Below are 14,187 nucleotides of genomic sequence, written 5' to 3' on the forward strand. Positions count from 1 at the left end.
GCGTGCGCGGGCATCGCGTCGCCGCGTCGGACGCGCCCTACTCATGCTGAGCTTGAAATCCGCGGCCGCGCGTCCGGGCGCGCTGCAAGCGGAGTCCTACGGCGCGACCGGTACCCGGCCGCCGCGAAAGCAGTGCGCTCTCCGGCACGGTCGCGCACCGGCGGTTCCTAGACTGCAGTCATCGAAGAACCACGCGAAGGAGAACATCATGAAGGCAATCGACGCCACCCGCTCGCGCAAGAGCCTCGCGTCATTCGGCGTGGCCGCCCTGCTCGCCGTGACGGCCGCGACGGCCCAGGTCACCGCGGGCCCGACCGCCATCGACGCCACCGGCCACTACGAGAAGGAAGTCCAGGCCTGCATGTCGGGCCAGACCCAGCAGGATCGCGAAACCTGCCTGCGCGAGGCACGCAACGCCCAGGCCGAGAAGAAGCGGGGCGCCCTCGACAACGCCGGCGCCCGGTTCGACGCCAACAAGGTGGCGCGTTGCGAGCCGCTGGCCGGCGAGGACAAGGCCGCCTGCCAGGCCCGCATGATGGGCTATGGCAACGCGACCGGCAGCGTCGCCGGCGGCGGCGTGCTGCGGGAAGTCGAAACGGTGGTGCTCCCCCCCGGCGCTTCGTCCGTGACCATCGAACCCAAGACGGACGAGCCGGTGGTGCTGGTGCCTTCCGCGAAGTAACGCGACAACGCGAATCGAGCGGGCCCATGGGCCCGCTTTTTTGTGGCCGGCCGCCCACGGCGAGTGTTAATGCCGGGCAGCTTGTGTAACGAATTCACGCGCGCGTGCCGCCAAATCGTGTTTTTCGTCACTTTCTCACACCAGGGGACGCCGGGGACGGGGAGGATGGAGCTCCACTCAACAACCGAGAGACGAGATGAGCCTCAAGAGGAACGAAAGCCGCGGTGGCGCAACCCGGTGGCTGGCCGTGGCGGGTGCCGCGGCGGCGCTGGCGGCGTGCGGGGGAGGTGGCGGTGACGGCGGCGACGTGGGCACCCAGGGTGCCCTGCGCGTGGCGCTGACCGATGCGCCGAGCTGCTACGAGAACGTGTTCGTCACCGTCGAGAAGGTCCGTGTGCACCAGAGCGGCACGGCGGGCGACGCCGAAGGCGGCTGGCACGAGCTGGCTGTCTCGCCCGCCAGGCGCATCGACCTGGTCAGCCTCACCAATGGCGTGCTCGAGGAACTCGGCAGCATGACGCTTCCTCCCGGCCGCTACTCGCAGGTGCGCCTGGTGCTCGCCGAGAACGCGGCCTCGGGCAGCGGCGCGCTGGCCAACGCCGTCAAGCCGATCGGCGGCCAGGAAACCGCGCTGGCCACACCCAGCGCCATGCAAAGCGGCCTCAAGCTGAAGGCCAACGTCGACGTGGCGGCCGGGCAGTCGGCGGACCTCGTGCTCGACTTCGACGCATGCAAGTCGGTCGTCAAGGCCGGCAACTCGGGGCGCTACAACCTGAAGCCGGTGATTTCCGTCGTACCGCGCATCGCCAGCGGCGTCATGGGCTACGTCACCACCACGCTGTCGTTGAGCAGCACGACGGTCGCGGCGCAACAGAACGGTGCCACGGTCCGCTCGACGGTGCCCGATGCCGCCGGCAAGTTCAACATCCCCTTCCTGCCGGCCGGCACGTACACGCTCGTCATCACCTCCGACGGGCGCGCCACCACGGTGCTCACCGGCGTGCCGGCGGGCACCACGACGACGGTCGTCAACGGCACCGCCACCGCCTTCGCGCCGCCGGTGTCCTCGATGGCCGACGTGACGGGCACGGTGACCGCGACCAGCGTGTCGGGCAGCAGCACGACCTCGGTCGCCGTGACCGACGCCGACGTGCGCGCGCTGCAGGCACTGACCGGCGGGCCGACTATCGAAGTGGCCACCCGTGCCGTCGACGCGACCAACGGCACCTACAGCATGCGCCTGCCCCTCGCGGCTCCGCTGAAAGGCACGTACGCGGCGGGTACCGCCACGGCGACCTTCACGCCGGACGCCGCGGCCGCGGGCAAGTACACGCTGCGCGCGGAAGCGCCGGGGCGGACGGCCGTCGAGCGCTCGGTGACCCTGGGCACCGCGACCACGTCCGGGAACCTGAACTTCCTGCCGTGATGGTTTAGCGGGCCGGGCAAGCGGCTTCCTGCACAGCCGGGCCACGTGCCCGGCTTTTTTTCGCCCGCCGCCACCGTGCAACACGGTGTTCACGCGGCGTGGTCCTACAAACGGGACCGCCGTCCCCGCTACCCTGTACGTCCGTGAAAAGAAGACGCTCCCTCACCGCGCCCGCCGGTCTCGTGTTTGCCGGCTGCCTGCTGGTGTCGCTGGCCGGCATCGGCGCCTGGTACGACCGCCAGGCCGGGGCCGCGACCGAACAGGCATTGAACTTCCTGGATCGCGACCTCGCCCGCGAAGGCTGGTCGGCCGAAGTGCGCCAGGTCACCGCCTGGGCGATCCGCGAGAACGACCATGCCGGCCTGCCGTTCGTGGTGATCGACCAGGCGCGGGGGCGGGTCTTCGCGTTCGACGCGAAGGGCCGGCTGGCCGGCAGCACGCCGATCCTGCGCAGTCCGGAATGGGCCGACGACGGTGCGCCCGCGGGAAGGTTCGTCGCCGACACCCGCCGCTCGGGACACGCCGGCGCGATCGTGTGGGCGAACGAACACGACACGCTGTCGCTGCTGGCGGCGCCGCCGTCCTGGAAGCGCCAGCCGGTTGCCGTGCAACACCACGCGGGCCGGGTGCACGGCAGGTCCCTCCATGTCACGGGCGAGTTCTACGACCAGCACCTGCAGGCGTTCCGGCAGCAGGCCGGCGTGGCGTACGTGCTGCCCGGCACGCTGGAGATGCGGCGAACCCTGCGCGTGTACGCCGCCACGCGACCCACGTTCGAGGACACAGGGAGGATTGCATGAACGACGGCATTTCCGGCAAGGACGCTGAACGCGCGAAGGCGGAACACGGTGCGCCCAGCGAAATGAACTGGGACGGCGGCCAGGGCCGGCAGCCCTACGAGAACCGGGAAGCGGACCGGCACAGCGGGCCGGCGGCTGGCCACGAGGCTGCGGAGGGCGATCGCGGGGCCACGTCGGGCCGCAACCTCGAGCAACTCGAGCAGGTCAAGCGCAGGCCGTAGCGCGGCGCACTGGCGGGAGCGCGCCAGGCGCTCCCGGGTGGTGGCGTCAGAGCACGCCGAACAGCATCAGCAGGACGATGACGACGAGCGGGACGCCAAGAAGCCAGAGGATGACGGGCATTTCGATCTCCACATTCGGTTGTTGATGCCGCCACGTTATGCCCGCCTGCGGCCGCGGCTTGCGCGACGCGGGCCCCTGTTGCGGTAGGCAGCTGCCGCGCTGGCGGTAGGCACGAAACGCGACGAGGTAGGCACTTGCCTACAGCGCCGAGGGTGCGCGCGCGGCCATGCCGGGGGCACCGCGCCGCGGATGCAATGACGAGCCTGTGTCCGACACGCGGCGCTCGCGCGAGGCAGTTCAATAGGCGGTTGACGCAACGACCCGAGGCCGCCATGAACCACCTGCTCAGCCGGATGAGTCCCAGCGTGACGAACATGATCCGGATGGACCACACGCATGTCCTCACGACCTTCCATCAGTACCATCCCGACACGGCGCCGCGGGTGAAGAAGGGCCTGGCGGACACCGTGTGCGTGGCACTCGAGATCCATGCACAGCTGGAGGAAGAGATCTTCTACCCGGCGCTGCGCGCGATCGCGGACAGCGACTTCATGAGCAAGAGCGTGCCCGAGCACGACCAGGTGCGACGCCTGATCAGCCAGTTGCGCCACCTGCAACCGGAGGAGACTTCGTTCGACGAGGCCTTCTACCAGCTGATGAACGCCGTGATGCACCACGTGGCCGACGAGGAGACGCTGCTGCTGCCGACGGCCGAGCGGGTGCTGGCGCACCAGCTGGGAGACCTCGGGGCCGAAATGACGAAGCGGCGGCTGCAGCTCACCGCGTCGCGCGGCGGCGAGCTGGCCGGCAGCATGGCACGCTCGATGAGCGCCGGCGGCCTGGTGCTCGGCGCCGGGGCCCTGCTCGCGGCCGGCTACCTGCTGTCCGGATCACCGCGCGCTCCGGTCCGCGGCGCCACGCGCCCGGAACCTTCCGTCTCCCCTTTCTGAGCCTGCCTTGACAGCTCCATGCCGACTCCCCCAAGCACGGCATGGCGCCGTCCGCAGGCGCGATGCCGATGGCCGCGGCCAGGGCTCGTCCGCGGGCCGGCCGCCACCGCCTGTCCAACACCCTCCAACAAGGAAGTACCCATGAATACACTCGTCGTCTTTTCGCACCTGCGCTGGAATTTCGTCTACCAGCGGCCGCAGCACCTTCTGTCGCGGCTGGCGCAGCGATGGCGCGTGATCTTCATCGAGGAGCCGGTGCTCAGGGCGGGGCAGAACGGGCTCGAGCGCTTCGATCCGGCCGCCAACGTGCAGGTCTGGCGGCCGCATGTCGCGGGCGACGCGCCCGGCTTCCACGACGACCACCTGCCGGCGCTGCAGCGGATGGTCGGCGACGCCATGGCGGAAGAAGGCGTGTCGGACTACTGGGTGTGGTTCTACACGCCGATGGCCCTGCCGCTGGCGACCGAGCTCGCGCCGCGCGGCGTCGTGTACGACTGCATGGACGAACTCACCTTGTTCAAGCACGCGCCGCGACAGCTGGTGCAGCGCGAGAACGCCCTGTTCAAGATGGCCGACCTGGTGTTCACCGGCGGCCGCAGCCTCTACAACGCGAAGCGCAACCGCCACCCGGACGTGCACTGCTTTCCGAGCAGCGTCGATGCGAAGCACTTCGCCCGGGCCGAGGACCACCGCCTGCTCGGCGGCATCGCCCGGCCGCGACTGGGGTACTGCGGCGTCATCGACGAACGCGTCAACCTCGAACTGGTCGACGGCATGGCGCAGCGCCATCCCGACTGGCAGATCGTGATGGTCGGCCCGGTGGTCAAGATCGATCCGGCCACCCTGCCGCAGCGACCCAACATCCACTGGCTCGGCCAGCAGAGCTACGACGACCTGCCCGGGCTGATCTCCGGCTGGGACGTGTGCCTGCTGCCGTTCGCGTTGAACGAGGCCACCCGCTTCATCAGCCCGACCAAGACGCTCGAATACATGGCGTGCGGCCGGCCGTCGGTGAGCACGTCGATCCGCGACGTGGTGGAACCGTACGGCCACCTGGTGGCCATCGCCGACACGGTCGACGAGTACGTCGCGGCCTGCGAGAAGATCCTGGCCCGCACGCCCGGCGAGCAGGCGCAGCATGCCAGGGCCCTGGCGGAAATCGTCGCACGCACGTCGTGGGATGCCACCGCGGCTGCGATGGGCGAGTTGATCGCCGCCGCTGACCGCGTGCGCGAGCTGTCCGACAAGGTGGTCGCGCCGCAGAGCGCCGCCAATGCGCCGACCAACCACGAGACCGCGCCGCACCTGGCCGAGGTCGCGCAAGCGGCCGCATCCGCCGTGCTGCCCGCCGCCGCCACGGCATCGGCGGCGAAGCGGGCGTCGGCGGCTTGAGGTCCAGCCGGTGCATCGACAGCAGTAAACTCGCGCTCTCGGAGAGTTGGCAGAGCGGTCGATTGCACCGGTCTTGAAAACCGGCGACGCTGCAAGGCGTCCGTGAGTTCGAATCTCACACTCTCCGCCAGGTGACGCCGGTCTCCGCCGGGGCTTGCGCCGCATCAAGCCGCTCGCGATGCCGGCCCGGGTGCCTGTAGCCACCCTCGCGGCACATGATCTTTCTCAAGAGGCGGTCGTTCCATATCGTTCCCAATCATGGTGACGGGAGGTGGTTCCGCAGTCAGGCGGGCCACCCAGTCCTTTGTCATCGAGAGGGAAAACCATGAACCTGAAACTGCACGGCACCGCCGCCGCCATCCTTGCAACGTTCGCACTGGCCGGCTGCCAGGGCGTGAGCCAGCAGGCTGCCGCGCCGAACACCCTCGTGGCCGCCAAGGTCGTGCAGGCGCCGAACCCGGCCGCGCTCGCCGCCGATCCGGCGTGGGCCCAGGCCAGGCCGCTGAACCTGGACCTGACGGACGGTGCAAACTTCGGCGGCAAGGGCGAAACCACCGCGACGCTGAAGGCGGTGTACACGGCGGACACCTTGTACATGCTGGTGCAGTACAAGGACCCCACCGATTCCGTGCGCCGCGGGCCGTACCAGAAGCAGGCCGACGGCTCGTGGAAGAAGCTGGTCGCCGCAGCCAACAAGGGCGGCGACGAGACCGAGTTCTACGAGGACAAGTGGGCCGTCATCTGGTCGATCAACAACTCGATCAAGGGCTTCGAGGAGCAGGGCTGCGCCGTGATGTGCCACGAAGGGCAGGGCAAGCCCTATGGCAACAAGTACACGTCCAGCGCGGGCGAGCTCGGCGACATCTGGCACGTCAAGGGCGCCCGCACGGTGCCCCTGGGACTCGGCGACGACCAGTACGTCGACCACACGCGCTACGTGAAGGGCGTGAGCAACAACGCCGGACGCAAGAACGAGGACTCGCAGGGCGACTACACGCAGATCAAGCTCGTCAACGGCAAGCCCGAGTTCATGAACCGGGACGGAAAGGCGGCGAACACCGGCGGCGGGACCTACTGGATCAAGCCGGGCGAGCAGGTCGCGTTCGTCGACAACTTCAAGCCGGGCGACGAAGTCGCCTCGTACGTGCTCAACGGGTTGAAGGCCGACCGTGCCGACCTGAAGGTGACGCAGAGCTGGAACAACGGCGTGCGGACCGCGGTCGCGAGCCGCAAGCTCGTCACCGGCAGCAAGTTCGACGTGCAGTTCGACAAGCCCGCCGCGCGCTACCCGTTCGGCTTCGCCGCGTTCGACAACGCGCAGGTCCGGCACGCGACGAACGACGACGCGCTGTTCCTGGTGTTCGGGAAGTAGGAAAGCAGGAGCGGCGCCACGCGCCGCTTTCACCAGGCAAGCCCCTGCGCCTGGCGCGGGGGCTTCTTTTCGTGCTTCAGTCGCCGCGAGCTTGCCGGCGGCCGCGGCGGCCCGGGGCCGGCACGGAAGGGGCTTCCTCCGCCGGTGCACAGGCGTTGCGGCTGCGCTCCAGCGCTCGCAGGCTGGCCAGGGCGCTCGCGGCGCCTTCGCCGCTTCCGGCGTCGCGCGGCTTCGATTCACGCCGCTTGCGGTCCGGCCGTTCGCTCCTCGCCCGCTGTTCCATCGCACACCTCGCCTGCTTTCACGCCTTCAATCTACGCCCCGCCTCAGCAGGCGGCCTGTAGGTGTCCGGGCGTAACGTCTGTAGGAAAAGGCCTGCGCGGCTGAGTTGCGGGGCCCGCGAGGACCCCGCAACTGCTTCAACCGAGCTGGCGCAGTTCGCGCAGCGCCACCTGCAGCATGGCGAGGTCGACGCCGGCGGCATCGCCCAGCTCGGCCAGCAGCCGCCGCGACCTGGCGATCGCCGCCGCGCCGCGCTGCTCCCATGCCTGCAGCCGCTGCGCGGCATCGCCGCCGCCGCGGCTCACCACGTCGAGCGTGATCGCGCGCTGCAGGTCGGCCAGGTCGTCCGCCAGCGCCACCTTGGCCAGGTACTGCCAGTGGCTTTCGGCGCGCAGCGCCGCGATCTGGCGCCGCAGTTGCTCCAGCCCGAGCCGGTCGCCGGCGGCGGCGTGCACCGCACTCGTCACTTCCAGGTCGGCGTGCCCGGCGCCGGCGATTTCCGCGATGTCGAGCGCGCTGAACAGCCGGTCGGCCGCGGCTATCTCCCGCGCCAGGTCCGCCGGCACGCCGGCAGCGATCCAGGTGGCGGCCCGCGCCTCCTGGCCGGACTGCGGCCCCATCTGCCGGCGCAGGATGCCGACGGCCGGTGCCAGCCGCTCGGCCGCGCTGCCGGCGGCTTCGTCGAGATGGCGCGACCGCAGGAACCAGGCCGTGGCACGGTGCACCAGTGCGCGCCAGGCGACGATCATTTCCCGCTGCACGCTGTCGGTCACCTTGTTGTCCAAGGACTCGATCCGCTGCCACAGGTCGACGCTGCCGAACACCTCGCGCGCCAGCAGGTAGGCCTTCACCACCTGGGGCGCCGTGCTCCCGGTCAACTCGCCCATGTGGTGGACGAAGGTCGGCCCGACCCGGTTGACCATGCTGTTGACGACGTGGGTGGCGACGATCTCGCGCCGCAGCGGATGGCGCGGGATCCAGGCGCCGAAGCGCTCGCGCAGCGCCACCGGGAAGTAGCGGTACAACGCGCTCGCGATCCAGGGATCCTCCGGCAGTTCGGAATCCACCATCTCGTCGGACAGCCACATCTTGCTGTAGGCCAGCAGCACTGCCTGCTCGGGGGCCGTCAGGCCGAGGCCGCGCGCCCTGCGCTGCGCGATCTCGTCCTCGTTCGGCAGGAACTCGATCGCCGGATCGAGCCGCCCGGCCTTCTCCAGGAAGCGCATGAACCGCACCTGCTCGTCGAGCAACTCGGGCGCCATGGCCCGGCACACCGACAGCGCCTGCGTCTGGAAGTAGTTGTCGCGCAGCACCAGCGCGGCGACCTCGTCGGTCATGGTCGGCAGCAGCTGGTCGCGCTGGTCGATCGTCAGCGTGCCGTCGGCGATCGACAGTCCCAGCAGGATCTTGATGTTGACCTCGTGGTCGGAGGTGTCGACGCCCGCCGAGTTGTCGATGGCATCGGTGTAGAGCCGCACGCCGGCCAGCGCCGCCTCGATGCGTCCGCGCTGCGTGAACCCCAGGTTGCCGCCCTCGCCGACCACCTTGCAGCGCAGCTCGCTGCCGTTGATGCGCAACGCGTCGTTGGCGCGGTCACCCACCTGGGCATGGCTTTCGCCGGCGGCCTTGACGTAGGTGCCGATGCCGCCGTTGTACAGCAGGTCGACCGGCGCGCGCAGGATGGCGGAGATCAGTTCGGTCGGCGTCAGGCGGTCGGCCGCGATGCCGAGGACGGCCTGCGCCTCGGGCGAGACCGGGATCGACTTTTCCGACCGGGCCCACACGCCGCCGCCGCGCGAAACGAGGCTCGCGTCGTAGTCGGCCCACGACGAGCGCGGCAGCGCGAACAGGCGCCGGCGCTCGGCGAGGCTGGCGGCCGGATCGGGTTGCGGATCGAGGAAGACGTGGCGGTGGTCGAAGGCGGCCACCAGCTTGATGTGCGGCGACAGCAGCATGCCGTTGCCGAACACGTCGCCCGACATGTCGCCGATGCCGGCCACGGTGAAGTCGGTACGCTGGATGTCGGTGCCGAGTTCGCGGAAGTGGCGCTTGACGCTTTCCCAGGCGCCGCGGGCCGTGATGCCCATCTCCTTGTGGTCGTAACCGGCGCTGCCGCCGGAGGCGAACGCGTCGCCCAGCCAGAAGCCGTACTCGGCGCTGACGCGGTTGGCGTAGTCGGAGAACGTGGCCGTGCCCTTGTCCGCGGCGACCACCAGGTAGGGATCGTCGCCGTCGATGCGCACCAGTTGCGGCGGCGCCACCGTCCGCCCCTCGACCAGATTGTCGGTGACGTCCAGCAGGCCGCGCAGGAAATCCTCGTAGCAGGCGACGCCTTCGCGCATGAATGCCTCGCGCTCGCCGGCGGGCGGCGCCTTCTTGAGGACGAAGCCGCCCTTGGAGCCGACCGGCACGATCACGGTGTTCTTCACCATCTGCGCCTTCACCAGCCCCAGCACTTCGGTGCGGAAATCGTCCGGCCGGTCCGACCAGCGCAACCCGCCCCGCGCCACCTTGCCGCCGCGCAGGTGGATCCCCTCGAAGCGCGGCGAATAGACCCAGATCTCGTAGAGCGGCCTCGGCCGCGGCAGGTCGGGTACCCGCGCCGAATCCAGCTTCATGCTCAGGAAGGTGCGCCGCGGCCCGGCCGTGCCGCTGTTGCCGGGGCCGGTGCGCCAGAAGTTGGTGCGCAGCGTGGCCTGGATCAACGCCAGCAGCTGCCGCAGCACGCGGTCCTCGGACAGGTTGCTCACCTTCTCCAGGGCCTGCTCGATGGCGTGGACCTGCGACGTCGCGCCGGCGTGGTCGTGCCGCTGCGGATCGAAGCGCAGCTTGAACAGGCTCACCAGCATGCGCGCGATGCGGGGGTGCGCCGCGAGCGTGGCCGCGATCGTCGCCTGCGACTGCGCGAAGCCGATCTGCTTCAAGTACTTGGCATAGGCGCGCAGCACCAGCACGTCGTCGGCCGACAACGCAGCGAGCAGCACCAGCCGGTTGAAGTCGTCGCTCTCGACCTCGCCGTGCAGCACCCGGGCGAACGTCTCCTCGAACAGCGGCGCCAGGGTGGCAATGTCGAACTCTGCATTGAGCGGCGCCTGCAGGCGGAAGTCGTGCACCGCGATGGCTTCGTCGCCGCGCTGCGCGCCGACGCGATAGCTGGCCTCGGACAGCACCCGGGCGCCCATGTGTTCCAGCATCGGCAGGCTGTCAGACAGCACCAGCGGCGCGCCGCGGCGGTACACCTTCAGCCCCAGCGCCCCCGGGTCGGACCCCACCGGGTACAGCGACAGCGCGAGCGGTGCCTGCTGCGACAGCGTGGCGAGCTTGCGCACGTCCGGCACCGCCTGCGCGGCCGGCACGCGGTCGCGGTACTCCGGCGGGAAGGCCGCCGCCCAGCGCTTGAACAGCGCCAGCCCCTCGCCCTCGCCGCGCGCTTCGACCAGGCGCTCGCGCAATTCGTCGTCCCAGCGCCGGGCGGCCGCGGCGAGCTGGCGCTCGATGTCGCTGCGCTCGAAGGGCGGGATCTCGCCCGGCGTGGTGCGCACGGTGAAGTGGATGCGGGCCGAGACCGTCTCGCCCAGCAGCACGTCGAAGTCGATCACCGTGCCGTTGAAGGCGCCCAGCAGGATGCGCTGGAACTTGATCCGCAGCTCGGTCGAGAACGACTCGCGCGGCACGTACACCAGGCAGGAGACGAAGCGCTCGAACGGGTCGCGCCAGACGAACAGGCGCAGGCGTTGCCGCTCGCCCAGCGACAGGATGCCGATCGCCGTCTCGAACAGGTCCTCGTCGGGGATCTGGAACAGATCGTCGCGCGGGAAGGTCTCCAGGATGTGGTGCAGCGACTTGGACAGGTGGCCGCCGGGCGGCAGCCCGGCGCGCCGCGCGATCGCGTCGACCTTGCCTCGCAGCAGGGGAATCTCGGCGACCCGCGCACTGTAGGCGCTGGACGTGAACAGGCCGATGAAGCGGTGCTCGCCGACCACCTCGCCGCGTTCGTCGTAGCGCTTGATGCCGACGTAGTCCGCATAGCCGGCGCGGTGGACCGTGGAGCGGTTGTTGGCCTTCGTCACCATCAGCACCGGGACCGGGGACGTGGCCACCTGCCGGGCCGCGACCGGCAGCGGCGTGACGGCGCCGTCGCGCCGTTCCTCGGGCGTTTCGCGCAGCAGCCCCAGGCCGCTGCCAGGCACCAGCCGCAGGGCCGGCTCGCCGCCTTGCTGGACCAGGTCGTGCTGGCGGTAGCCGAGGAAGGTGAAATGGTCGTCCGCCAGCCACTGCAGGAGCGCCTGGCTCTCCGCCACCAGCTCCGCCGGCACTGCGCCGGGCGCGCGCTGCAGCCCACCGACCGCATCCTGCATCCGCGCCACCATCTTCTTCCAGTCCTCGACGGCGGCCCGCACGTCGCCGAGCACGCGGCGGATGCGCGCGGCCAGCGTGTCGCGCTGTTCCGCGTCGGCCAGCCGGTCGATCTCGACGTACATCCACGACTCGCGCGGCGCCTCGGGATCCTGGTCGCGCGGCGACACCTTGAGCAGCCGTCCCTGCGCGTCGCGCCGTACCGCATAGATCGGGTGCACGATGAGGTGCAGGGTGTAGCCCTCGCGGTTGATCTCGAGCGTCGTGGAGTCGACCAGGAACGGCATGTCGTCGTTGACGACGTGGATCACCGAGTGACGCGAACTCCAGCCGTCCTCGCCCGGCGTGGGGCTGAAGATGCGGACCGTCGGCTCGCCGGGCTGTCGCTGCGCGCCGAGCTGCAGGTGCGACAGCAGCGCCCCCAGCAGGTCTTCGGGCGTGCGTTCGGCGAGATCCTGCGGGTCGAGGCGCTGGAAGTATTCGGGGGCGATCTGCTGGATCACCTGGTGGCGGGCCGGCTCGAGCCGCGCGGCAGCGAGGGCGAGCACGGCGGCCAGGCGGTTGTGGACGGCTTGCGTGGCAGCATTCATCGAGGTCGTTCCTTGGGCCGAAGCCCTATTTCTTGCGGCGGGCGCGCTCGCGCCGCCAGCACCCTGAATCTAGGCCCGGCGGACCCGGATCGCAAATGCCTGATCCGCTCCCCGGCATGCACGAAATGCATTTCCGGCCCCTCCTTCACTTGCGCCAGGTCAAGGACGGGCGTTCGGCGGCAGGAAGAGCGCCTGCAGGTCGCTCAGGAAGTCGAAGCCGCGCGTCGTCGGGCGCACCTGGTTCAGGTCGCGCTCCACCAGCCCCAGGCGCTCCGCCTCCTGCAGCGGCTGCGCGATCGCCGTCAGCGGCAGCCCGGTGCGCGCGGTGAACTGGGCCAAGGCGAAACCGTCGCGCAGCCGCAGCGCGTTGAGCATGAACTCGAACGGCAGGTCGGCCCGCGCGACCTCGTCGTCCTGCGCCAGCGCCCGGCCCGCCAGCGCGCCTTCCATGTACAGGCGGGGGTCGCGCAGGCGCACCTGGCGCACGACGCGGTGCGGGAACGTCAGCTTGCTGTGCGCGCCGGCGCCTATTCCGAGGTAGTCGCCGAACTGCCAGTAATTGACGTTGTGCCAGCAGCGGTGCCCGGGCTTCGCGTACGCCGACACCTCGTAACGCTGCAGGCCGGCGCCCGCGGTCAGCTCGGTGATCCGGTCCAGCATCGAATAGGCGAGGTCGTCGTCCGGCACCTGCGGCGGGTACTTCGCGAAGAAGGTGTTCGGCTCGATGGTGAGGTGGTACACCGACAGGTGCGGCGGCGCGAGCGACAGCGCCTGCGCGACGTCCTGCTCCAGGCCGGCCATGTCCTGCCCCGGCAGCGCGTACATCAGGTCGAGGTTGAAGGTCTCGAACGCCAGCGCCGCCTCCTCGAGCGCGGCGATCGCCTGCGCCCGGTCATGCACCCGACCCAGCGCCCGCAGGCGTTCGTCGTCGAAGCTCTGCACGCCCACCGACAGCCGGGTCACGCCGGCGGCGCGGAAGGCCCGGAAGCGGTCCTTCTCGAAGGTGCCGGGGTTGGCTTCCAGCGTGACCTCGCAGTCGGGCGCCAGCCGCAGGCGCGCCCGCAGGTCCGCCAGCAGGCGATCGATGGCCTGCGGCGAGAACAGGCTGGGCGTGCCGCCGCCGATGAAGATGCTGTGCACCTCTCGCCCCCACACGATGCCCAGCGATGCCTCGAGGTCGGCGATCACGGCGTCGACATAGCGCTGCTCCGGCACCTCGCCCTCGGCGAGCTCGTGCGAATTGAAATCGCAGTACGGGCACTTGCGCAGGCACCACGGCAGGTGCACGTACAGCGACAGCGGCGGCTGGGCCGGCAGCTGCAGCGTGCCCGGCCGCAGGTAATGCTGCACGTCCTGGACGGCGCGGCCGGTGCCGCCGGCGCTCGCCATCATGACCGGCGTGCGCCCCGTCATCGCAGCCAGCTCTCGCGAATGAGCTCCATCATCCGTCGGGCCGCCTGGCCGCGATGGCTGTTGGCGTTCTTCACCTCGGGCGGCAGCTGCGCGAAGGTGCCGCCCAGCTCCGGGATGTACATCACGGGATCGAACCCGAAACCATGTTCGCCGACGGGCGCCGGCGCGATCTCGCCAGCGGCCCGCCCGACGGCGATCAGCGGCTCGGGATCATCGGGGGTGCGCAGCGCCACCAGCGTGCTGACCAGCGCCGCACGCCGGTCTTCGTGGCCGCGCAGCTGCTCCAGCAGCGCCTTCACGTTGTTGGCGTCGCCCTTGGGGTAGCCGAACTGCGTGGCGTAGAACGCCGTGTCAACGCCCGGCAGCCCGCCGAAGGCGGCCACGCACAGCCCGGCATCGTCGGCGATGGCCGGCAGGCCGCTCGCGCGCGCCGCGTGGCGCGCCTTGGCCAGCGCGTTCTCGACGAAGGTGCGGTGCGGCTCCTCGGCTTCGGGGATGCCCAGCTCGCCTTGCGGCACCAGTTCGATGCCGAGCGGCGCGAGCATGGCGCGCAACTCGGCCAGTTTTCCGGGATTGTTCGAGGCGAGGACGATCTTGCTGATCATGGCGCAAAGGCGGATTGTGCCGCGCCGCAGCGCGGCC

The 14,187-nt window shown here is 70.3% G+C and carries 10 protein-coding genes and 1 tRNA gene; 8 read left to right on the top strand and 3 right to left on the bottom strand.

The features are described 5' to 3' along the window. The first annotated feature begins 208 nt into the window (after positions 1 to 208). The 8 genes from RAMLITH_RS21215 (at position 209) to RAMLITH_RS21250 (ending at position 6,904) form a co-directional block, all read left to right on the top strand. Positions 209 to 682, top strand: a complete 474-nt coding sequence (locus RAMLITH_RS21215; RefSeq protein WP_168109448.1) for a hypothetical protein — start codon at positions 209 to 211, stop codon at positions 680 to 682. A gap of 196 nt (positions 683 to 878) precedes the next feature. Next, positions 879 to 2,108 (top strand): DUF4382 domain-containing protein, encoded by a 1,230-nt coding sequence (locus tag RAMLITH_RS21220; RefSeq protein WP_168109449.1) that lies wholly within the window; start codon positions 879 to 881, stop codon positions 2,106 to 2,108. A gap of 143 nt (positions 2,109 to 2,251) precedes the next feature. Next, positions 2,252 to 2,908, top strand: a complete 657-nt coding sequence (locus RAMLITH_RS21225) for a hypothetical protein (RefSeq protein ID WP_168109450.1) — start codon at positions 2,252 to 2,254, stop codon at positions 2,906 to 2,908. Beyond that, positions 2,905 to 3,129 (top strand): hypothetical protein, encoded by a 225-nt coding sequence (locus RAMLITH_RS21230; protein WP_168109451.1) that lies wholly within the window; start codon positions 2,905 to 2,907, stop codon positions 3,127 to 3,129. The genes RAMLITH_RS21225 and RAMLITH_RS21230 overlap by 4 nt, the downstream gene beginning before the upstream one ends. Positions 3,130 to 3,498: 369 nt before the next feature. Further along, entirely contained in the window at positions 3,499 to 4,140 is a 642-nt protein-coding gene (locus RAMLITH_RS21235; RefSeq protein ID WP_337786187.1) for a hemerythrin domain-containing protein, read from the top strand. Positions 4,141 to 4,281: 141 nt separating this feature from the next. After that, complete coding sequence (locus RAMLITH_RS21240; protein WP_168109452.1) at positions 4,282 to 5,532, top strand: glycosyltransferase; 1,251 nt, start codon at positions 4,282 to 4,284, stop codon at positions 5,530 to 5,532. 40 nt (positions 5,533 to 5,572) lie between these two features. Next, positions 5,573 to 5,662, top strand: a tRNA-Ser gene (locus tag RAMLITH_RS21245). A 195-nt stretch (positions 5,663 to 5,857) separates the two neighbouring features. Then, the gene (locus RAMLITH_RS21250; protein WP_168109453.1) at positions 5,858 to 6,904 is read left to right on the top strand and encodes an ethylbenzene dehydrogenase-related protein; all 1,047 of its coding nucleotides are present in this window, start codon (positions 5,858 to 5,860) and stop codon (positions 6,902 to 6,904) included. A 419-nt stretch (positions 6,905 to 7,323) separates the two neighbouring features. On the opposite strand, the gene RAMLITH_RS21255 is transcribed toward RAMLITH_RS21250, so the two are convergent. The 3 genes from RAMLITH_RS21255 to RAMLITH_RS21265 all read right to left on the bottom strand — a co-directional run bounded on the left by RAMLITH_RS21255 (position 7,324) and on the right by RAMLITH_RS21265 (position 14,150). After that, the gene (locus RAMLITH_RS21255) at positions 7,324 to 12,132 is read right to left on the bottom strand and encodes an NAD-glutamate dehydrogenase (protein WP_168109454.1); all 4,809 of its coding nucleotides are present in this window, start codon (positions 12,130 to 12,132) and stop codon (positions 7,324 to 7,326) included. 159 nt (positions 12,133 to 12,291) lie between these two features. Further along, positions 12,292 to 13,545, bottom strand: coding sequence for a radical SAM family heme chaperone HemW (gene hemW, locus RAMLITH_RS21260; RefSeq protein ID WP_238344315.1), 1,254 nt, complete (start codon positions 13,543 to 13,545; stop codon positions 12,292 to 12,294). Beyond that, positions 13,542 to 14,150: a non-canonical purine NTP pyrophosphatase gene (locus RAMLITH_RS21265; protein ID WP_168109455.1), complete on the bottom strand. Its 609-nt coding sequence runs from the start codon at positions 14,148 to 14,150 to the stop codon at positions 13,542 to 13,544. Before RAMLITH_RS21265 ends, hemW begins: the two co-directional genes overlap by 4 nt. Positions 14,151 to 14,187 lie beyond the last annotated feature (37 nt).

The sequence above is a fragment of the Ramlibacter lithotrophicus genome (assembly GCF_012184415.1).
GTDB lineage: Bacteria > Pseudomonadota > Gammaproteobacteria > Burkholderiales > Burkholderiaceae_C > Ramlibacter > Ramlibacter lithotrophicus.